A 20,303-nucleotide genomic window follows, 5' to 3' on the forward strand; every position below is an offset into this window, starting at 1 on the left:
ATTATATCTTTGCTGAGTACGTAGTACATAAAAAGGTTGCTTTGGTATGGTTCGCAAAACAAATATCAGCAACCTTTTTTATTTTTAAGCAATACTGTCAAAAAAGTCAAGATGACTTCAACAATAAAATTTTAAAGACTTCTATTTTGGGAATAGCAAAAAAGGGTAATCATTTTTTCTCCTACGAATTTAAAAATGGGTTTATTAATACCTATCATTTTATTAATGAAAATTTAGAAAGTTTAGAAAGTTCTGTAATTGTTGACACTTTCGATGGTGTAAATGCTATCATAGAATATGACTATGACTCAATAACAAAAGACTTTCAGATAGCATTATTCGATATATTACAAAAAAAAATTGTTTACAAATTACCTTACAGATATAATATTGGTCCAAGTATTAGAATAAACAATAATATATTCCACATTAAACAAAATAAATATGTTACATCTCTCTATCTAGAAACAGGGGAATATTTATGGGAGACAGATATATCTAACTTTGTAAGTTCATTAGATGGTTTCAGTTACAAAGATGAACGAGTAGGAGGAATATTAGGCATATCCGATAATAAATTAATTATTACGGTTGGAACAAGACTTTTGAAGATAGACTTACATAACGGTATCATCACAGGAGATACAGAAGCCTTGAGTCACGGAAAGAATTACTCACAAGGACCAGCTGGCTTTCATTCATATTTACATTTGGAAGATGAATATGTATATTTATTAAAGCGAGACAGGTATTTACGTATCAGTTTAATCACTGGTAAATTAGAAACGCTTTGGGTAAATTCTCAATCAGATTTAATAATAGAACATGTCCATTACGATGAAAACTACGCCTATTTCATGGCTTGTATAGGATGGAATTTACAACCAGAAGTACTAGGAGTATTCGACCGTAAGAATTTATCAATCGTTTGGCAATACGACCAGCCAATATATTCATCTCAACCCCCAAAGTCTGATGGGAAAAAATTGTATAGTCTTGATACGAGTGGAACATTACATCTCTTTGAAAGAGAAAGTTAATAAACAATTTAAAAAAATGTAATTATCTTAATAAACTCATGAAATCTACTCTCACCCGAATCATACGTTTCTACCTGCCTATTATGCTATTGTTAATGGCTTGTAATGAAGAAATTATTATCTCAAAAAGTTCTGAAAGGAAAATTACTAAATTTAGCTTTTCGGGCTTAACACCTGTAGTTGATGCTACTATTGATGAAGCCAATAAAAAAATTACAGCTGTTGTGCCTGCTACGGTAGATATTAGCAAATTGATACCCTAGCTTGGCGTAGTGTTTTTCACTACGTCAGTGTGTCAGGCCTTCTTAGAAGGCAACGCCTAGTCCGCAACGGATAGTGGAATATGAGTACACAACTTGGGAATAATTATAAAATGCGTTGCATTTTTGCAATGTAACATTGCAGTTCACTCTGACGTAGTGTAGAACACTACGCCAAGCGAGGGTGTTGCAATTCGACAGACTTAAAATGCGTTGCATTTTTGCAATGTAACATTGCAGTAAACTCTGACGTAGTGTAGAACACTACGCCAAGCGAGGGGACTAACAAAAGATACTTTAGGTAGTATAATACCATAAATAGCCATGAGAAAAAAAGAAATACTAAAAATAAATAAGTCTCTAAAACAGATGCTTGATATTGATTCATTAGGGTTTAGAGATGAAGATATATATGAATCGACTACAGTCTTATTGAAAGATAGAGGCAACCTAACTGCCTGTATTCTATATAGTTTTTATGTTTCTAAATACAAAGATTTAAAAATTAGTGGACTTAGTTATGGTTTTTTTTCTTCAGAGATTAATGATATTTTATTTAAAGTTTTTGATAGTATTAAGACAACCGATATAGAAGGTAGTCCTATTAATCATAAATACGAATACACTATAAACCATAGAATTGTCGGGGAAGAATGGTATGACCATGTCAAAAAAAACTTTAGCATTATTTTTATTGAAAGTGGAGTATTTTACGAAGACCGTGTAGTATTATTTGCTGAGATGTTTAAAAAGCATATTGAAACCTATATTGAACCTTATTTTGAAAGTTATCAATCATTGCAAGACATCAACGATAAAATAATTGAGGCTTTTGATGAAAGTAAATGGGGTGATTTTTTTTACGGGGAAACTAATTTTAGAGTCACCATTATTATGAAGTTATGTAAAAATCCTCGTTATGAATCTTTTACTGAAATGGTAAATGATAGGATTTATAGTGCTATTTATAATCAAGGGCTTACTGAATATCAAAATTATTACAAAATGTATAATGTATTACTTGATATTTTATCAAAATTATAACAACTACTAAACCAGAAATTTAGCATAACCATGAAATCCCTAGCTTGGCGTAGTGTTTTTCACTACGTCAGTGTGTCAGGCCTTCTTAGAAGGCAACGCCTAGTCCGCAACGGATAGTGGAATATGAGTACACAACTTGGGAATAATTATAAAATGCGTTGCATTTTTGCAATGTAACATTGCAGTTCACTCTGACGTAGTGTAGAACACTATGCCAAGCGAGGGGTGCAATTTGACTTACCACAAACTGGAATTATTAAACCTCAACAATTCTATAAAATTTGGAGTGTTGATGGATTCGGCAAAGCAATAGATAACTTACAAAACATTACTCCAAAATGACAAACAAGACACATTTCAAGAAAAAATGCCGTAAATACTTCTCCTTTTTTGATGAAAAGGAAGGCTTTGAAGCTTTAGTGCATGATGATGGTATTATCTATACAAGAATGCAAGGTGAAGAATTGATAACAGCTTTGTTGTTTTTTGATACTTATCATAGCCCATTTAAAATCAGTAGCTTGTGGTTTGAAAAAAAAAATCCCATTAGTAGAAAAGATAGTTCAAGAAGTAGTAGAGAAGAAGCCTGCGATGGAGCAACATACTATCAGAACTCATTTTGTAAGCTCAACTATAAACTCTCCTTTTTTGGCACTTCCTAAAGAAATGCTTGATGTTGCTAATGAAGTAATAGTTCTACAAGAATCTGATATTGAAGCGGCAGCGACTATCATCAAAGAATACTTTTATAGTAAAGAGATACAAGATTTTTTGAACTTAACTATTGAAGACCTCAATCAACAATTATTGGAATGTGAAGAACTTGATAATTATATTACAGGAATTTTTTGTATTGATGGTAATGGATACTTACGCACATACATTGTAGCTAAATACTTTAATAATCAGCGAGTTTTCGATTGGTTTGATTCCTTTATAATACCATGGCTAAATACTAATAAAGCTAGTGAAAAGCAAAAACGCCTTTTAGGTTATATTGAAAAAGTAAATCAACTATTTAATTCAGAAAAATGAACAAGACAGGATTTGTATGTACCCATGTTTATGGGAGTGAAAAAGAGTTAGTAACAGATTTTTTCGGAGCAGATTTTGATGAAGACTGTGTGGAAATTATCTTTCAAACAAACGGTGCAGTAGTATTGGTAGAAGAAGAAGATTTAGACAGCATAGATACTACTAAAGATGGGCAAACCATTATTATTTTTAGAGTGTATGAAACTTCGATGGCTTTTAGTATATCATGCTATAAAGATGGGAAAATGCTTTATGAAATGTCAAGCCATGATGGGCAAGCCTTTATTCAGGAAGGGAATTTAGGCAGCCTTCAAGATACAGCATTAGAAACCAGTAGCCTATTTAGTAAAATATTGGAAGATACAGGTATTGATGTTTGGGAAGTTTTATAAAAATATGCTAATAATACGAAAAGAATAATTTTAACATCCAGAAATTTAGCACAACAATGAAATCTATTTTCACCAAAATCATCCTTTTCTACCTGCCTATTATGTTATTATTAATGGCATGTAATGAAGAAATTATTATCTCAAAAAGTTCGCAAAGAAAAATTACTAAATTTAGTTTTTCGGGCTTAACACCTGTGGTTGATGCTACGATTGATGAAGCCAATAAAAAAATCACAGCTGTTGTTCCTGCTACGATAGATATTAGCAAATTGATACCCACTATTACGGTATCTCTCAAAGCAAAGCTTTCACCAGAAACTGGTAAAGCACAGGATTTCAGTAATGATATTACTTATACCGTTACGGCAGAAGATGGTTCTACGGCTACTTATATAGTACAGGTAAGCCGTACCAAATTATCGGCAAAAGATATTTTAAGTTTTTCATTCAATGATTTTTCACCAGCAGTCATTGCCAAAATAGATAATACTACCAAAACTATCACGGCAACTGTACCTACTACGGCAGATTTATCAAAACTAAAAGCCAATATCACCATTTCAGAACGAGCCAAAGTGACTCCTGTTTCTGATGCTATCTTAGATTTTTCTAAGCCAGTCAGCTTTACCGTCACAGCCGAAGACGGTAGTACACAGGTTTACACGGCTACGATTACTAAAGAAGCCCCCGTATCGACTAGTTCTTTACCAAGTTCTATTACTTACATATCAAATCCGTTTAGAGTGAGTGTGAAATCAACTATTAAATTGATATGGGAAAAAGGCGTATTAATGAAAACAGTTGAAAACGAGGGAACACGGATTATAGAGAAAACCTTCAAGAGAGATAAAAATGGCTTGATTACAGAAATTGAGACTAAATATGATGATGGAACTATATTATCGGACACTTATACTTATAGTGCAGATAAAAAGACTATCACAGTTTGGAAGACTCTAATAACTTATAATGAAGAAGGCTTATTAGTCAAAAGACTAACTCCAAGTGGAGGATTTGGGAAAGATGTTTTTTTTAGCTTAAAGTGGGATACAGGCAAAAAGAATGTCACCGAAACAGATGATGGTTCTTTATCCAATTTCATTTCTTCGTGGACAGATATAAAAAATCCACTTTGGGAGATAACTAAGCAAACCCAGTTTTTATTAATTGATGATACTAACTATAATACCATAATGTTGTATTTAGGAGAAAAATTACCAGTTAATTGGAGTTTAAAATATATTTCAGGGGCACAGACGAGGGCGGATATTACTCCAACCTTAGACTCACAAGGTAGAATTACAAGAATTGTAGTAAATCAAGGATATGCACTTGCACAGGATATGTCAATTAGTTATGAGTAGCATAATCGTAATGTTAATCATTTTTGGAAATAACACCCAATCGGGAGGAAAATATATTACAAAAAACAATTTCAAAAAACAAAACTATTTAACATTATGGGAGCATGGGGACATGGTTACTTTGAGGACGACGCAGCCTTAGATTTTATGCAAGATGTTGAAGATTCGGAAAATCCGAAACAACTTTTTAAGGACGCTTTTGAATTTGCCATTGAGTCTGATTATTTAGATTCAGATGATGCCAATGCCGTAATTGTAGCTTCGGCGTACATTGATAGACAAGTCAATGGTACTAAGTTTTCTTCGCCAGAGCATGAAGAATTGTTGGAGGTAGATACTTTTCCAGAAAGAAATCCCGACATTGACTTTTCTACGCTTCGTGAAAAAGCAATCATTGCTTTGCAAAAAGTATTGGATGAAGGCTCAGAACTGAATGAACTTTGGGCAGAAAACGAAGAAGATTATCCTGCTTGGAAACAAGGAATAGAACAATTAATTGAGCGACTTTCTGCTTAATTTTTAACAGATCCTTCGCTTGGTGTAACTTAACATACTACGCCAAGCGAGGGAAACTTGCTTCGCAAATATATTTATTATATTTTTTGAAGCAATAATGTATCTAATCTACGTAGTTCACCGACATCAAAATACCTATTTTGCCTGTCTTTTTTATTCCCTTTAAACTAATGAACAGATTACTCAACAACAGTTCAATACAGCTGATAAAAGTATAATTATGTTTAATTTCTAACAATTTAAATTCTGTATCTAATATGAAACGAAGAAAATTTCTTGGTGTATTGGGCATATTGCCACCTATACTTTTTTCCTGTGGGAAAGATGAATTTCCAGACCGTGACACTATCATTACTGGAAAAGTAATTGATGAAAACGATATGCCTGTCGTAGGCTTTAAATTTCAATTCGGTGCAGATTATGCAAAGGGGCTTCATCGTCTCCCTATATTCGATGTAATTGGAGAAACTAATAAGGATGGAATTTATACTATTTCACATATCGTTGACTATGGATTAGCATCATTCAAACCTTTGGGCTTTACAAACTATGATTTAATGACTGAATATACTATACACCTTTGGAAAGATAATCAATATGAAATAGTGGGAAATCCAATTGGTCCAATTATTAATGGTGAAACAAATACTTTTAACTTTCAACTTAGAAAAATATAAACTCATAAAAAAAACTACCTCAAGTGAGGAATCAATATAAAGTTTAATTAAATAAAAATATTCGGTTTTCTTCGTTTTTATTCGGGAAATTGCGGTAAAAAGAGAGGTTTGATACACTCAAGCATATCAAGCCTCTCTTTTTACCGCATAAATCCGCAAAAAAGCTCCGTTGTCCTCTCTTTTAGAGAGCTTTTCCTAGCTCCGAGCATATCAAGCCTTGCTTTTTACCGCATCAACCGAGCAAAAAGCCCCGATGTCATCTAACTGAATGAACTTTGGGCAGAAAACGAAGAAGATTATCTTTTTTGAAGACAAGGAATACGGCAATTATAGATAAATATTCTTCCTAATCCTGATGAAGCTTTAAAGATTATAATTTCCTCTCAAACGTTTTAGCAATACTTTTATAAACCTGTAAATAGCTATCAAACTGAGTCGGTGAAATACCAATGATGGTATAATAAGAGCTATTTGAAAATAACATTACTTCATAGACTAATTCTTTTTGTCCTTTTTCATTTTCGCCCGTTCCAATTACTTCGTAGCCAGTCAAACCATCAATTTCTATTGTAGATACTTTTTCGATTTTAGTTTTCTTGCCATTAGGGAATTTCTGCATTGTTTCAATAGCCAATATTTTTTTGTCAAGAACAGTCGAAGTATTGATAAGTATTTGACTAATCGAAAGAAAAGCTTTGTCTGTATCGGCAGGAGGTAATTGTCCATCGCTGGTGAAAATTAATGAGCAGAAAGTGAATGGGCAAATTTGAACTTTGAATCAGCGGTATTGATTTTGAAGTTTGCTTCCTCAAGCGGATTTACCAGTTTATTACTTTGATAAACAACAGATGCTATTGCTTTGTCCATTTGTTCAGCCAAAGTTTTATCATTTTCAGGATAAAGAAAATTCACCAAAATGACCTTCTTTGAATCTCCAAAAACTAAAATTGTTTTTGAAAAATCCATACCATTAGCAGATTGTTTGGTGAAGAGTAATTTTGCAGGCGTGTTTTGAAAAGAAATATCTTCAGTTTTAATCAGAATAACTCCTCTGGTTTTAAGGTTTTCAGCAGTAAAAGATTTTACCATTTCTGGATAAGGAGCAGGAATTTCTGCAACCAAGATTGATGAATTCGTTTCGGCTTGTTGAAAGCCACTAAAGCCAACAGCTTTTGTGAAATTGGGCGGAGGAACTAATGCTATTTTTGTAGCTGAAATGAAAATATGTTCAGCACTAAGCTTGTTGTTAATAGAACGTTTTTGAGCAAATGTTTCTAAAGTGAAGAAACACAAAAAAAGGAAAAGCAATTTTTTCATTGGAGTGTAAATTCGTTAAAAGTTTATTATGATAAAATTTGCCCAATATACAAGCTTCACGCAAACAAAACCAATCCCTTAAATTTTTATAGGTATTCTTTTTCAAAACCGCTAAATTTGCAACTCTTTAGCAATTCGGCTGTATTTATGTTGTTTTTAGAAAATAGCCGACAAACAACCATCAATCTGTTTCATCATGATTCATTTCTTCGGGAGTCACTCCAGCACAGTTTATGCCGTGCAAACGCATGCCATTCTTTCAGATGAAGATATTCAAAAACTCTTTTGGCTTTTCAATAGTAAAATCGACCATACTTTTACCCTTGTAAACCAAGAAAATGCTACTTTGGAAGCGGTTTTTGTGGGCCCTCGTGCAGCCATGATTACGCCGTGGAGTACCAATGCTGTTGAAATTACCCAAAATATGGGGGTTCAAGGAATTATTCGTATTGAGGAGTTTACGGCAGTAGCGGAGGATTTTACGGATTTCGACCCGATGCTTTCGCAGAAATATGCCCAATTGCATCAAGGTATTTATACCATCAAAATTCAACCTGAACCGATTCTTGAAATTGAGGATGTAGCAGCTTACAACAAGGAACAAGGTCTTGCCTTGAGCGAGGAAGAGGTTGCTTACTTGAATGGCTTGGCTGAAACATTAGGCAGAAAACTTACTGATTCAGAAGTATTTGGTTTCTCTCAAGTAAACTCAGAACACTGTCGCCATAAAATCTTCAATGGTACTTTCGTCATCGACGGTGTAGCTAAACCTACTTCACTTTTCAAACTTATCAAGAAAACTTCTGAAACGAATCCAAACGACATCGTTTCTGCTTATAAAGATAACGTTGCCTTTATCAAAGGGCCAAGAATTACGCAATTCGCTCCAAAATCTGCCGACAAACCAGATTTTTATGCAGAAAAAGAATTTGATTCTGTAATTTCGGTAAAAGCTGAAACGCACAATTTCCCAACTACCGTAGAACCTTTCAACGGTGCGGCAACAGGTTCGGGTGGCGAAATTCGTGACCGTTTGGCAGGTGGACAAGGTTCATTACCTTTGGCGGGTACAGCGGTGTACATGACTTCGTATTCTCGTTTAGAAGAAAATCGTCCTTGGGAAAAAGCAGTTAATGAGCGTGATTGGTTGTACCAAACGCCAATGGATATTTTGATTAAGGCTTCCAATGGTGCTTCTGATTTTGGAAATAAATTTGGTCAGCCCTTAATTACGGGTTCGGTACTTACTTTTGAACACGAAGAAGAAGCCCGCAAATTAGGTTTTGATAAAGTAATCATGTTGGCTGGTGGTATAGGCTATGGCAAAGAAAGTCAAGCCAAAAAACAAAAGCCAAGCGTTGGCGATAAAGTAGTGGTGTTGGGTGGTGAAAACTACCGCATCGGTATGGGGGGAGCAGCCGTTTCTTCGGCAGATACAGGTGCTTTTGGTTCGGGTATCGAGTTGAACGCTATCCAACGTTCAAACCCAGAAATGCAAAAACGTGCGGCTAATGCGATTAGAGGTTTGGTAGAATCAGACCATAATCCAATTGTTTCTATCCACGACCACGGTGCAGGCGGACACCTCAACTGTTTGTCGGAATTGGTAGAAGAAACAGGCGGTTTGATTGATTTAGATAAATTGCCCGTAGGCGACCCAACGCTTTCAGCCAAAGAAATCATCGGTAACGAATCCCAAGAACGCATGGGCTTGGTGATTGGTGAAAAAGATTTAGCAACTCTTCAAAGAGTGGCAGAGCGTGAACGTTCGCCGATTTATACCGTTGGAGATATTACGGGAAATAATCGTTTTACTTTCCAATCGAAGTCAACAGGTGCAAAACCAATGGATTTTGCCATTTCGGAAATGTTCGGTAGTTCTCCGAAAATGATTATGGAAGATAAGACTGTGGTACGCAATTACGCAGGTTTGTCATATACAGAAACAGAAATTCCCACGTATTTAGCACAAGTATTGCAATTAGAAGCCGTAGCCTGTAAAGACTGGTTGACCAACAAAGTGGACCGTTGCGTAGGCGGACGAGTGGCCAAACAACAATGTGCTGGCCCATTGCAATTGCCTTTGAACAACGTTGGCGTAATGGCTTTAGATTTCAAAGGAAAAGACGGCATCGCTACTTCAATCGGTCACTCGCCAGTAGCCGCCATCGTTGACCCTGCTGCTGGTTCACGCACTGCCATTGCGGAGGCACTTTCAAACATCGTTTTTGCTCCGTTGAAAGACGGTTTAAAATCGGTTTCGCTTTCTGCCAACTGGATGTGGGCTTGTAAAAATGCAGGTGAAGACGCACGTTTGTACGAAGCCGTACAGGCTTGTTCTGATTTTGCTATCGAATTGGGCATCAATATTCCAACAGGAAAAGATTCGCTTTCGATGAAACAAAAATATCCAAACGATGAAGTAATTGCTCCGGGAACTGTAATTATCTCAGCAGGGGCTCATTGTTCGGACATCAATAAAGTAGTTGAGCCAGTGCTACAACGCAATGGCGGAGCGATTTACTATTTGAACTTATCGAAAGATAGTTTCAAATTGGGCGGTAGTTCTTTTGCCCAAATCTTGAACAAAGTAGGCAACGAAGTACCAACGATTCAAGATGCGGCGTATTTCAAAACGGCATTTGATACTTTCCAAGATTTAATCAAAGCAGGCAAAATCGAAGCAGGTCACGACATCGGTAGCGGTGGTTTGATTACGACTTTATTAGAAATGTGTTTTGCCGATGTAAACCTTGGAGCAAATATTGACCTTTCAGGTTTAGGCGAAACTGATACTGTAAAAGCTTTATTCAACGAAAATATTGCCTTGGTATTCCAAGCGGATGCTTCGGTAGAAGCGGTTTTTGCAGCAAACAATATTACTATCGTTAAAATTGGCGAAGTAGTAGAAGGTAATACCGTTTCGGTGAAAAACAATGCTACTTCGTTTGATTTTGCTGTGGCGGAATTAAGAGATGTTTGGTTCAAAACTTCTTTCTTGTTAGATTCAAAACAATCGAAAAACGGAACGGCTTTAGCACGTTATAGCAATTACAAAAATCAGCCATTAAGCTATACCTTCCCTTCACATTTTACTGGAAAATTAACGGATAACAGTACGCTTGCGGTGCGTCCGAAAGCGGCGATTATTCGTGAAAAAGGCTCAAACTCAGAGCGTGAAATGGCGAATGCGATGTATTTGGCAGGTTTTGATGTAAAAGATGTTCACATGACTGACTTAATTGCAGGTCGTGAAACCTTGGAAGATATTCAGTTTATTGGTGCAGTGGGAGGTTTCTCTAACTCAGATGTTTTAGGTTCGGCGAAAGGTTGGGCTGGTGCATTCTTGTATAACGAAAAAGCCAACGCCGCCATCAAAAAATTCTTTGCTCGTGAAGATACGCTTTCGGTAGGTATTTGTAATGGTTGTCAGTTGTTTATGGAATTGGAATTGATTAATCCAGACCACGAAGTACATGGCAAAATGCATCATAACGAATCGCATAAACACGAAAGTATCTTTACTTCGGTGACTATCCAAAAAAATAATTCTGTGATGCTTTCTACTTTAGAAGGAACTACATTAGGCGTTTGGGTATCGCACGGAGAAGGAAAATTTGTGTTACCTTACGAAGAAGAAAAATACAGCATTGTAGGCAAATACGGTTACGAAGCCTATCCAGCGAATCCAAACGGCTCGGATTTCAACACCGCCATGATGTGCGATGCCACAGGTCGCCATTTAGTAACCATGCCACACATCGAACGTTCGACCTTCCCTTGGAACTGGGCCAACTACCCAGCCAACCGCAAAAACGACGAAGTAAGTCCTTGGTTAGAAGCATTTATTAATGCGAGACTTTGGATTGAGGAGAAGAATAAGTAGATACAAGAGTTAATTGAATATTACAATAAAAGGGAAATTTTTCAGTAGAAGATTTCCCTTTTATTTTTTGCCTATAAGATTTCTCTTTAAGTTATTATATTTACATGATGGAGAAGATAAAAATACATAATTATAGATGCTTTGAGCTACTTTCTTTGAACTTCAAAGAAGGGGTTAATCTGTTTATTGGAGATAATTCGAGTGGAAAGACCACGCTTATTAGGGCTTTAAGCACTGTGCTAAATTCTTTTTTTATAGGATTTAGTGATGAAAATACTCGTTTTTTAGGATTAAGTCCAAATGATTTTAGAGTTTTAGAATCCGTAACAGGACTGGCAAATGAACCCGCCATAAGGATTGATTTCACCAACTTACAGGTAAATGCTTCTCTTGAATTAAACTCCAAAAAGGGCAGAACCTTACAAAAGCCGCTTGATGCTATTAATAAAGTAGGAAAGTCGCTTTATAAAAACCTTTTTGAAGATAAAGTACAAAAAGAAACGCTACCGCTTTTTGCGAGTTTTTCTACGGCAGATATTCATACCACGAGAAAAATCAACAGAGAGAAATTTAAAAATTATGACCAAAAACCTTCGTTTGGCTATTATGAATGCTTGCAAGGAGATGGTTTTTTAGATTATTGGACTAAAAGATTGTTGATTTTAAAAGAAGCTCAAAAAGGTGAAATAGAAATCGAAGGAGTAAGACTGGCTATTCAAAAAGCATTGGGTGTTGATGGATGTAATGTTATTGAGGATATGCAAATTCGTCATAACCAAGGAAGAGTGTATTATATGCTCACGGATAAACGAGAGGTAGAAACAGCTTTACTTTCTGATGGACTTACCCGTTTGGTAAATATTGTATTAGACCTTTCTTTCAGATGTATGTTACTCAATAAAGGCATTTTTGGCGTTGAGGCTTGTGCCAATACAAAAGGAACAGTGTTGATTGATGAAATTGACTTGCATTTACATCCAAGTTTACAATCGCTCGTGGTAAAGGGTTTACAAAATGCTTTCCCTCGGCTACAATTTATCATTACTTCACACAGCCCTTTAGTAATGTCTGGCATTTCAGATAACGAGAAAAATGTAATTTATAAACTTACTTATGCTAAGGAAAAAGGTTATACAGCCCAAGTAGTACAAACTTACGGTTTAGATGCTTCTACAATTATTGAAACCGTTTTAGGTGTAATTCCAAGAACAAAAGACGTAAATGACCGCTTGAATACGCTGTTTTCTTTCATTGATATTGATGACTATATTAAAGCAGCCAATTACCTTCATGAAATGAAAAAAGAATTTGGTGATAATTTACCTGAATTAGCCAAAGCAGAAACGATGTTGAATTTTTTGAGTGATAGCAATGATTAAGATAAATAAGGGTAAAGAGCCTCTTGAATGGACAGCTAAATGTAATACACCCAATTTTACCCATTACCAGCCTATTCCTGCATTACGCCAAGCCTTGTTAGTAGAACAAGGCTATATATGTGCATATTGTATGAGACAAATTCCTGTAAAAGATTTATCAGAAAAAGAAACATCTAAAATAGAACATATCAAGTCACGAAGTGATTATCCAGACTTACAATTAGATTATAACAATATGCTTATCTGTTGTCCTGGAAGTATTGATGGTGATAGTCATTGTGATAAATCAAAAGGACACCAAAGTATTTCTTTTTCACTTTTTGTACCACAGTTACAGCAATCAATTTCTTATAGCTCTAAAGATGGTACAATAAAATCATCAGTACCAACAATTGAAGATGAATTGAACCGCCTTTTAAACCTCAATAATCGAAGACTAAAGGCGAATCGCTTACAAGTAATTGAAGCAATTATAGCTATTTTAGATAAGAAAAAGTGGAAGAAAAGTGAATGCGAACAACAATTAGAAGTATGGAAAACTAAGACTGTTAAGCAAAATGAACATGAAGACAAGCTTGGTTTTAAACCTTATTGTGGCGTTGTTATTTATTTTTTAGAGAAGAAGTTAAAGCAATATGCTTGATTGAAGTTATACTGCTTTATGAAAATACAATTTATTGCTCCCGAGCATCGAATTGATTCATTCGAGTCTTAAAACGATACTCACGAGCATCAAATTGATTCATTCAAGCCTTAAAACAATACTCACGAGCATCTAATAGAATCATTCGAGTCTTAAAACAATACTCACGAGCATCAAATTGATTCAATGGAGTAATAAAACAATACTCACGAGTATTGAATTGATTCAATTGAGTCCTAAAACAATACTCACGAGTATTAAAATGATGCTCTTGCTACTTCATCACAACCCCAACAGACCCTTCTTCAGAAGGAAATAATTGAAAGATATTTCTTGGAAAAAGTCCTGCTTCGTTGCGATGCGAGACGTACAAAATGGTACTTTCACTTTCGTTGGCAATTTTGTTGATTAATGAAATAACCAGTGAAGCGTTGTGGTCATCTAAACCAGCGATGGCTTCGTCTAAAATCAATAAAGGTGGATGTTTTACCATGGCTCTGGCTATCAAAGCCATGCGTTGTTGCCCTGTCGAAAGCATAAAAAATGGCTTTTTACTGAGCTTGTCCATCTCAATTAAAGTAAGCCATTGTTTGGCGAGCTTGATTTGTAAATCAGAAGGTTTATTGTACAAACCAATAGAATCATAAAAGCCAGACATTAACATTTGTTCTAAAGTATGGCTTGCGGTAAATAAATCCGTCATGGCAGGGGTAACGTAGCCGATATTATTTTTAATCGACCAAACCGTTTCGCCAGTACCTTTTCTTCTACCAAAAAGGGTTAAATCCTGCCCATACCCTTTGGGATTATCGCCCGTAATCATCGACAACATGGTTGTTTTCCCAGAACCATTTGGCCCGACTAAATGCCAAAATTCATTTTTATGGATTGTCCAAGTGATGTCCTTTAAAATATGTTTTTCACCATAACTTACATTTACTTTGTTGAATTTAATCAATTCGGGATTGGGCAAATCGTAATGCTTGATAGGAGGAGGGATTTCTCCTGAAAAAGAGGAAGTTTGATTTTTTCTATAATTTTCAAGAAAAATTTGAAGGTCTTCGTGTACAACTAATTGGTTATTTTTTTCGATACTTACAACATTTGTGATGAAAGACAACAAGTCTCTTTCACGATTGATTAGCTGAATTAATGAAGTATGTGTACCAATTTCATGGAGCATTGCTAATAAAGAAGCCTGAGCTGCTACGTCCAAATTATCAAAAGGGTTATCCAAAATCAAGTAATCGGGCTTTTGTGCAACCAAGTAATTCAACAAAGCTTTTTTCTGTTCTCCGCTCGACATCGACTTCAAACTTCTGTTAAGATGTTTGGTTACAGCTGTAAATCCATGACGATTTTCTTCATCAATAAAATCATTGACCGTCAGGCTTGAAAATAATAAACCGTTTGTACTGTTTAAGTCTTCAAAAATCCCCGTAGCTTTCTGAGATAGCAATTGTTGAATAAATACTTGTTTGTTGGCACTGTTTGATAAGAATATTGCCCAATGTTTGGTGTTTTTCATAAAATAAACCGCTTGATTTTAAGTACTTTCGTACAAGTTATCAGTTATCTGAAATATGTTAATCGTATTTGTCTTTCAATAAATTGATACAAGTCTTGATATTTAAAATAAATAAAAAAACTCCTCAAAAGCATTGCTAATGAGGAGTTTTTTGAATGTTGAATTTGAAGTTTTGAAGGATAATTTAACTCATAATTCAAAACTCAAAATTCATAACTAATACTACATCATTCCACCCATTCCGCCGCCGCCACCGTGTGCGTGTGGAGCTTCAGCAGAAGGTTTGTCAGCAATAACACATTCAGTAGTCAATAATAAACCTGCGATAGAAGCAGCGTTTTCTAATGCTAAACGAGTTACTTTAGTTGGGTCGATGATACCAGCCGCTAACATATTTTCATATTTGTCTTCACGAGCGTTGTAACCATAGTCACCTTCGCCAGCTTTAACAGCGTTTACAACTACTGAACCTTCACCACCTGCGTTAGCAACGATAGTTCTCAAAGGAGCTTCGATTGCCTGACGGATAATGTTGATACCAGTTGTTTGGTCTTCGTTGTCGCCAGTTAAACCGTCTAATGCTTTGATAGCACGGATTAAAGCAACACCACCACCCGCTACGATACCTTCTTCAACAGCGGCACGTGTAGCGTGAAGAGCATCGTCAACACGGTCTTTTTTCTCTTTCATTTCTACTTCAGTAGCAGCACCGATGTAAAGAATAGCAACACCACCTGACAATTTAGCCAAACGTTCTTGCAATTTCTCACGGTCGTAATCAGAAGTAGTATTTTCGATTTGAGCTTTGATTTGATTTACACGAGCTTCAATACCATCTTTAGCACCAACTCCGTTTACAACTGTAGTGTTGTCTTTGTCGATGATGATTTTTTCAGCTTGTCCTAAGTACTCAATTGTAGCGTTTTCTAATTTGAAACCACGCTCTTCAGAAATTACAGTACCACCTGTTAAGATAGCGATGTCTTCCAACATAGCTTTACGACGGTCACCGAAACCTGGAGCTTTTACAGCAGCAACTTTCAATGCACCACGGATTTTGTTCACTACCAAAGTAGCTAAAGCTTCACCGTCAACGTCTTCAGCAATGATTAACAAAGGACGACCAGTTTGAGCAACACCTTCTAATACTGGTAATAATTCTTTCATTGAAGAAACTTTCTTCTCAGAAATCAAGATAAATGGACGATCTAACTCAGCTTCCATTTTCTCAGTATTCGTTACGAAGTATGGAGATAAATATCCACGGTCGAACTGCATACCTTCTACTGTTTTTACTTCAGTTTCAGTACCACGAGCTTCTTCAACAGTGATTACACCTTCACGACCTACTTTGTCCATTGCATCAGCAATCATAGTACCGATAGTAGCATCAGAGTTAGCAGAAATAGTAGCTACTTGAGCAATCTCTTGTGAAGTTTCAATCGCTTTTGATTGTGCTTTCAATGAACCAACAACCGCTGCAACTGCTTTATCAACACCACGTTTCAAATCCATTGGATTAGCACCAGCCGCTACGTTTTTAGAACCGATTGTATAAATCGCTTGTGCTAATACAGTAGCAGTAGTAGTACCATCACCAGCTTGGTCAGCAGTTTTAGAAGCTACTTCTTTCACTAACTGAGCACCCATATTTTCAACAGCGTCTTCTAATTCGATTTCTTTCGCTACTGAAACACCATCTTTGGTGATTGAAGGTGATCCAAATTTCTTGTCAATGATTACATTACGACCTTTTGGTCCTAAGGTTACTTTAACAGCGTTAGCTAAAGTATCGACGCCTTTTTTCAATTTATCTCTTGCGTCTGTGTCAAAAAATAATTCTTTTGCCATTTTTTTAGTTATTAGTGATTAGTAATTGGTGAATAGAATAAATATGTCACCGTAACTAATCATATTTTTTCAAAAAATATTTTAATGATTTTTTGTTTTAGGTTATTGTAACTGACGATTGCGTAGCATAAAAACTAATCACTAATCACCATTTACCAATCACTTCTTACAAAATTGCGAAAATATCGCTTTCACGCATGATAAGATAATCTTTACCTTCTACTGCGATTTCAGTTCCTGAGTATTTACCGTATAAAACAGTGTCGCCAACTGCAACTGTCATTGGCTCATCTTTTTTACCAGAACCAACTGCTACAACTACTCCTCTTTGTGGTTTTTCTTTCGCAGTGTCAGGAATGATAATCCCAAATGATGTTTTTTCTTCTGCGGCTGCTGGTTCTACCAGAACTCTGTCAGCCAAAGGTTTGATACTAACTGTTGACATTGTTTTTTTGATAAGTTATTTTTTTTGTAATTAATTTTTAGGTATTAATCCAACTAATTATACAAACTAATTTCATGTATAATAGCCTTACAACCTCCTTTTAGTCATATTTTGTGCCAGTGTCTAAAAAACGGAAAAATTGTCAGGTTTTAAGGATTATTTTAAAATAAATAAGCTGTTGTATTTACTTTTTGACAGCCTCTAATTTTTTTTCAAGAAAACTTGGCATTTTCAGCGAAATCATTAATTTTAAAGTAGAAAAAGAGGATTCTTTACTCCTCGCATTATTTTTTGATTTTTCCCAATAATCCTTCACTAAAAAAAATCGCCTATGAAAAGCTTAGAGAAAGATTGGTTAACGTCGGGACTCATTGATTTTGAGTACAAGAAATATGTTTTATTAGCATATTTACAACACGTCAAAAGTAATTTTAAAAGTCAGAAGCTATATCCTGACTTACGAGATTTGCAGTATCACTATGATTACTCCATGTACTTCAAAGATGGAATTCAACAGCTTAGTGTACAATTTCCCAAAAGAATTAAAGGAGTAAATCCAGAAAACTTAAATCTGGAATACGAGGCAAGTCCACAGCCTGAAAACAATTACCTTTCCGAAATTGAATCCATTATGGATTATGCTTTGCCAAGATTTAAAAGGGCAATCAATGAAGGAGAGGAAATTGTGGCTGAAGTACAAAAGAATTTGCAAGTCGTTCCTGTCGGAATTTTGCCTTTGTACAAAAATGATGGTTATTTACTTTTACACGAACCCATGATTAACGAAACAAGAGTGTATCAGTATAATCTTACCATTTTTGAAAACAAAAACGAACGCTTGCGTGGGCTGAAAACTTTCTATGTAGAAACTATCAAGAAAAGTATGATGAATACTTTTGAAAATATAAAGTTGGATTTGGTAAAACGGTATAAGCACTTGCCAAATCCTGCTACTTACTTGGTAGAGTCGAAGTATGTGTTGCCTTTAGAAGAAACACTTCTACCAATTGCCAAAAAGAAAGTAGTAGAAGTAATGCTTGGATAATAAAAAACGGCTTGAATTACTGAAATTCAAGCCGTTTTTATGAATTAGCGAATGCTAAAAAATATTATTTCGCTGGTGCTGGAGCAGGAGTAACTGGAGCTGGGGCAGTAGCTGGTGTAGCTGGAATACCCGCTTTTTTAGAAGCAGCTTCAGTATTAACTGATTTAAAAGTTTCTCCGCTTTCAGTAGGAGTAATGAATTTTGTTGCCAAAACTAAAACGGCAATTGTAATTGCACCTCCCCAAGTAATTTGTTCTAAGAGGTCTCCAGTACGTTGTACACCAAACATTTGGCTTGCACCTGATGTACCGAACTCTCCAGAAAGTCCACCACCTTTAGGGTTTTGAATCAATACTACTAAAACCAATAACACTGCAATAATGCAAATAACTACGACAATTGCTCCGAACATCTTATATGTAATTTGAAAAATTTGAAATTAACGATTCTAAAATAAATGCTTTACCCAAAAGATGAATGATTGGTAAAAGCTAAAAATAAACTCAAAAATCAGATAGCTCTTGAATTTTGGATGCAAAGTACGCCTTTTTTTCTGGGAATTTCAAAATTAATTTCTCATAAACTCCAATAGCCTTGTCTTTTCTGCCCTGCATCGTAAGAATTTTGGCATAACTTTCCGTTACAATCCCTTTCTCTAATTTTACACTATTCAAGGATAAATCTTCTTGTTTACCCATTGCTTCCAATTGGCTTTTGGTTGTTCTAATTAAGCCGGGGTCTTTGATTAAGAAATTATCAATAATGGTTTTCTGAATTTGTTGTTTCTGGGCAATTTCGTTGAGTAAAGCATCCTCAGCGGCAGTTGAGTAAGTGAGGAAATCTCTATCAGAAAGTAATTCCTGCTGATAAGCATAATTAGTTCGATTGTTTTCTTCTTCTTTTGCCTCAACGATGCTATCTAATTTTTGTAAATACTCCGAATCAAATTTTGTAATGGTTGTATTACTTGATTGATTGGTAAAAGTACCTCTAACTATTTTTCTGAGTGCATTTCTGCTCAAGGCAGAAGCGGCTGCTCTTCTGATTTTTTCTTGAGAAATTTCTTCTGAAGAATGTTTACTATATGCCTTTGCCAATAAAGAATGAACTAACTGGCAATAAGGATATTCGTTTGCCACTGATTCAAATTCTTCAATTTCATGGACAGTAACTTCCGTAGGATTGGCAATGAAATATGTAAATTTTTCTTTTGTCATTTTGTTTGATGACTTTAGGAATTTGAGACTTAAAGACTTTAGGATTTGGGACTTTTAGATTTCATGAAAATGTGAATCATACAGGTTACTGAATATAAGTGATTTATTGGCTCATTTATCAACACTCCAAACTCACAATTCTGCACTCACAATTCAACTTACCATTCTCCAGCCGTTTTATTGAAAATATCTAAAACGATTTGGTCAAGAATTTTAGGAATTAAAGTTCCCTGTGCTGCCGTAATCGTCTGAGTTTGCGGGAAATCTAAATAAAAAGGAAACTCTTGGTCAAAGTTTTTATTTTCATCTTTGGTATTCGTGAATTTTACTTGAACCTTAATTGTCAATCTATTCAAACCGCCTTTATCACTTGAAGTGGGTGCTTGGGCTTCAACATCAAAACCTGTAATTGCTCCTTCAAAAATTAAATCAGGATTCGTATTTGTCATTTTCAAAGAAGTATTTCTTTGAAAATACTCTTTTAACTTTTCGTTGAAAGTAAGACTCAAATTGGCTGGGCCACCCGCAGTTTGAAGAGCAAAATTTTGAATTTGTACAGTTTTTAGAGAAGGGTCTAAACTTGCTCCTCTGAAAGTATAACAAGCACTTAGCAATGGCGTAATCAACACAAAAATCATTAAAAATGATAGTCTTCGCATAGCTA

The 20,303-nt window shown here is 35.5% G+C and carries 21 protein-coding genes; 13 read left to right on the plus strand and 8 right to left on the minus strand.

The annotated features are described in order from the left end of the window. The 9 genes from VB248_RS11530 to VB248_RS11570 form a co-directional block, all read left to right on the plus strand. The coding region (locus VB248_RS11530; RefSeq protein WP_323296933.1) for a hypothetical protein at nt 1-1,040 on the plus strand (1,040 nt) is incomplete at its 5' end. A 38-nt stretch (nt 1,041-1,078) separates the two neighbouring features. Then, the gene (locus VB248_RS11535; RefSeq protein ID WP_323296934.1) at nt 1,079-1,303 is read left to right on the plus strand and encodes a hypothetical protein; all 225 of its coding nucleotides are present in this window, start codon (nt 1,079-1,081) and stop codon (nt 1,301-1,303) included. A 321-nt stretch (nt 1,304-1,624) separates the two neighbouring features. After that, a complete protein-coding gene (locus VB248_RS11540; protein ID WP_323296935.1) occupies nt 1,625-2,344 on the plus strand; it encodes a hypothetical protein in 720 nt (239 codons plus the stop codon). Between the two features lie 338 nt (nt 2,345-2,682). Next, nucleotides 2,683-3,006 carry a hypothetical protein gene (locus VB248_RS11545; protein ID WP_323296936.1) on the plus strand — a complete coding sequence of 108 codons (324 nt, stop codon included), beginning with the start codon at nt 2,683-2,685 and terminating at the stop codon, nt 3,004-3,006. Next, complete coding sequence (locus VB248_RS11550; protein ID WP_323296937.1) at nt 2,993-3,379, plus strand: hypothetical protein; 387 nt, start codon at nt 2,993-2,995, stop codon at nt 3,377-3,379. The genes VB248_RS11545 and VB248_RS11550 overlap by 14 nt, the downstream gene beginning before the upstream one ends. Then, nucleotides 3,376-3,771 carry a hypothetical protein gene (locus VB248_RS11555; protein WP_323296938.1) on the plus strand — a complete coding sequence of 132 codons (396 nt, stop codon included), beginning with the start codon at nt 3,376-3,378 and terminating at the stop codon, nt 3,769-3,771. Before VB248_RS11550 ends, VB248_RS11555 begins: the two co-directional genes overlap by 4 nt. 56 nt (nt 3,772-3,827) lie before the next feature. Further along, entirely contained in the window at nt 3,828-5,135 is a 1,308-nt protein-coding gene (locus VB248_RS11560) for a DUF5018 domain-containing protein (RefSeq protein WP_323296939.1), read from the plus strand. A 96-nt stretch (nt 5,136-5,231) separates the two neighbouring features. Continuing rightward, entirely contained in the window at nt 5,232-5,651 is a 420-nt protein-coding gene (locus VB248_RS11565; protein ID WP_323296941.1) for a DUF4259 domain-containing protein, read from the plus strand. A gap of 257 nt (nt 5,652-5,908) precedes the next feature. Then, the gene (locus VB248_RS11570) at nt 5,909-6,328 is read left to right on the plus strand and encodes a hypothetical protein (protein ID WP_323296942.1); all 420 of its coding nucleotides are present in this window, start codon (nt 5,909-5,911) and stop codon (nt 6,326-6,328) included. Between the two features lie 370 nt (nt 6,329-6,698). Here VB248_RS11570 and VB248_RS11575 read toward each other — a convergent pair whose 3' ends face one another. Both VB248_RS11575 and VB248_RS11580 read right to left on the minus strand, forming a co-directional pair. Beyond that, the gene (locus VB248_RS11575) at nt 6,699-6,947 is read right to left on the minus strand and encodes a hypothetical protein (RefSeq protein ID WP_323296943.1); all 249 of its coding nucleotides are present in this window, start codon (nt 6,945-6,947) and stop codon (nt 6,699-6,701) included. Nucleotides 6,948-7,066: 119 nt separating this feature from the next. Continuing rightward, entirely contained in the window at nt 7,067-7,645 is a 579-nt protein-coding gene (locus VB248_RS11580; RefSeq protein WP_323296944.1) for a hypothetical protein, read from the minus strand. Nucleotides 7,646-7,841: 196 nt separating this feature from the next. Here VB248_RS11580 and purL point away from each other — a divergent pair, with 196 nt between their 5' ends. The 3 genes from purL to VB248_RS11595 all read left to right on the plus strand — a co-directional run bounded on the left by purL (nt 7,842) and on the right by VB248_RS11595 (nt 13,553). Then, on the plus strand, nt 7,842-11,531 hold the full coding sequence (purL, locus tag VB248_RS11585) for a phosphoribosylformylglycinamidine synthase (RefSeq protein WP_323296945.1): 3,690 nt from the start codon (nt 7,842-7,844) through the stop codon (nt 11,529-11,531). A gap of 107 nt (nt 11,532-11,638) precedes the next feature. Continuing rightward, nucleotides 11,639-12,910 carry an AAA family ATPase gene (locus VB248_RS11590; RefSeq protein WP_323297064.1) on the plus strand — a complete coding sequence of 424 codons (1,272 nt, stop codon included), beginning with the start codon at nt 11,639-11,641 and terminating at the stop codon, nt 12,908-12,910. Next, nucleotides 12,903-13,553, plus strand: a complete 651-nt coding sequence (locus VB248_RS11595; RefSeq protein WP_323296946.1) for an HNH endonuclease family protein — start codon at nt 12,903-12,905, stop codon at nt 13,551-13,553. Before VB248_RS11590 ends, VB248_RS11595 begins: the two co-directional genes overlap by 8 nt. 274 nt (nt 13,554-13,827) lie before the next feature. Here VB248_RS11595 and VB248_RS11600 read toward each other — a convergent pair whose 3' ends face one another. The 3 genes from VB248_RS11600 to VB248_RS11610 form a co-directional block, all read right to left on the minus strand. Then, entirely contained in the window at nt 13,828-15,081 is a 1,254-nt protein-coding gene (locus VB248_RS11600) for an ATP-binding cassette domain-containing protein (RefSeq protein ID WP_323296947.1), read from the minus strand. Nucleotides 15,082-15,303: 222 nt separating this feature from the next. Continuing rightward, nucleotides 15,304-16,932 carry a chaperonin GroEL gene (gene groL / locus VB248_RS11605; protein WP_323296948.1) on the minus strand — a complete coding sequence of 543 codons (1,629 nt, stop codon included), beginning with the start codon at nt 16,930-16,932 and terminating at the stop codon, nt 15,304-15,306. Nucleotides 16,933-17,098: 166 nt separating this feature from the next. Then, the gene (locus VB248_RS11610; protein ID WP_323296949.1) at nt 17,099-17,377 is read right to left on the minus strand and encodes a co-chaperone GroES; all 279 of its coding nucleotides are present in this window, start codon (nt 17,375-17,377) and stop codon (nt 17,099-17,101) included. Nucleotides 17,378-17,708: 331 nt separating this feature from the next. Here VB248_RS11610 and VB248_RS11615 point away from each other — a divergent pair, with 331 nt between their 5' ends. Beyond that, nucleotides 17,709-18,422, plus strand: a complete 714-nt coding sequence (locus VB248_RS11615) for a hypothetical protein (protein ID WP_323296950.1) — start codon at nt 17,709-17,711, stop codon at nt 18,420-18,422. Nucleotides 18,423-18,486: 64 nt separating this feature from the next. On the opposite strand, the gene secG is transcribed toward VB248_RS11615, so the two are convergent. The 3 genes from secG to VB248_RS11630 form a co-directional block, all read right to left on the minus strand. After that, complete coding sequence (gene secG, locus VB248_RS11620) at nt 18,487-18,834, minus strand: preprotein translocase subunit SecG (RefSeq protein ID WP_323296951.1); 348 nt, start codon at nt 18,832-18,834, stop codon at nt 18,487-18,489. 91 nt (nt 18,835-18,925) lie between these two features. Next, on the minus strand, nt 18,926-19,639 hold the full coding sequence (locus VB248_RS11625) for a hypothetical protein (protein ID WP_323296952.1): 714 nt from the start codon (nt 19,637-19,639) through the stop codon (nt 18,926-18,928). Nucleotides 19,640-19,797: 158 nt separating this feature from the next. After that, nucleotides 19,798-20,298, minus strand: a complete 501-nt coding sequence (locus tag VB248_RS11630; protein WP_323296953.1) for an LptE family protein — start codon at nt 20,296-20,298, stop codon at nt 19,798-19,800. Between the last annotated feature and the right edge of the window lie 5 nt (nt 20,299-20,303).

The organism is Arcicella rigui, assembly GCF_034929435.1.
Lineage (GTDB): Bacteria > Bacteroidota > Bacteroidia > Cytophagales > Spirosomataceae > Arcicella > Arcicella rigui.

Excerpts from the sequence above, each read along its gene's own strand:
- VB248_RS11570 (WP_323296942.1), top strand. The coding sequence starts at position 5,909 with ATGAAACGAAGAAAATTTCTTGGTGTATTGGGCATATTGCCACCTATA.
- VB248_RS11630 (WP_323296953.1), bottom strand. The coding sequence starts at position 20,298 with ATGCGAAGACTATCATTTTTAATGATTTTTGTGTTGATTACGCCATTG.
- VB248_RS11590 (WP_323297064.1), top strand. The coding sequence starts at position 11,639 with ATGGAGAAGATAAAAATACATAATTATAGATGCTTTGAGCTACTTTCT.
- VB248_RS11565 (WP_323296941.1), top strand. The coding sequence starts at position 5,232 with ATGGGAGCATGGGGACATGGTTACTTTGAGGACGACGCAGCCTTAGAT.
- VB248_RS11545 (WP_323296936.1), top strand. The coding sequence starts at position 2,683 with ATGACAAACAAGACACATTTCAAGAAAAAATGCCGTAAATACTTCTCC.
- VB248_RS11540 (WP_323296935.1), top strand. The coding sequence starts at position 1,625 with ATGAGAAAAAAAGAAATACTAAAAATAAATAAGTCTCTAAAACAGATG.
- VB248_RS11625 (WP_323296952.1), bottom strand. The coding sequence starts at position 19,639 with ATGACAAAAGAAAAATTTACATATTTCATTGCCAATCCTACGGAAGTT.
- VB248_RS11560 (WP_323296939.1), top strand. The coding sequence starts at position 3,828 with ATGAAATCTATTTTCACCAAAATCATCCTTTTCTACCTGCCTATTATG.
- purL (WP_323296945.1), top strand. The coding sequence starts at position 7,842 with ATGATTCATTTCTTCGGGAGTCACTCCAGCACAGTTTATGCCGTGCAA.
- VB248_RS11600 (WP_323296947.1), bottom strand. The coding sequence starts at position 15,081 with ATGAAAAACACCAAACATTGGGCAATATTCTTATCAAACAGTGCCAAC.
- secG (WP_323296951.1), bottom strand. The coding sequence starts at position 18,834 with ATGTTCGGAGCAATTGTCGTAGTTATTTGCATTATTGCAGTGTTATTG.
- VB248_RS11535 (WP_323296934.1), top strand. The coding sequence starts at position 1,079 with ATGAAATCTACTCTCACCCGAATCATACGTTTCTACCTGCCTATTATG.
- groL (WP_323296948.1), bottom strand. The coding sequence starts at position 16,932 with ATGGCAAAAGAATTATTTTTTGACACAGACGCAAGAGATAAATTGAAA.
- VB248_RS11555 (WP_323296938.1), top strand. The coding sequence starts at position 3,376 with ATGAACAAGACAGGATTTGTATGTACCCATGTTTATGGGAGTGAAAAA.
- VB248_RS11575 (WP_323296943.1), bottom strand. The coding sequence starts at position 6,947 with ATGCAGAAATTCCCTAATGGCAAGAAAACTAAAATCGAAAAAGTATCT.
- VB248_RS11615 (WP_323296950.1), top strand. The coding sequence starts at position 17,709 with ATGAAAAGCTTAGAGAAAGATTGGTTAACGTCGGGACTCATTGATTTT.
- VB248_RS11610 (WP_323296949.1), bottom strand. The coding sequence starts at position 17,377 with ATGTCAACAGTTAGTATCAAACCTTTGGCTGACAGAGTTCTGGTAGAA.
- VB248_RS11595 (WP_323296946.1), top strand. The coding sequence starts at position 12,903 with ATGATTAAGATAAATAAGGGTAAAGAGCCTCTTGAATGGACAGCTAAA.
- VB248_RS11580 (WP_323296944.1), bottom strand. The coding sequence starts at position 7,645 with ATGAAAAAATTGCTTTTCCTTTTTTTGTGTTTCTTCACTTTAGAAACA.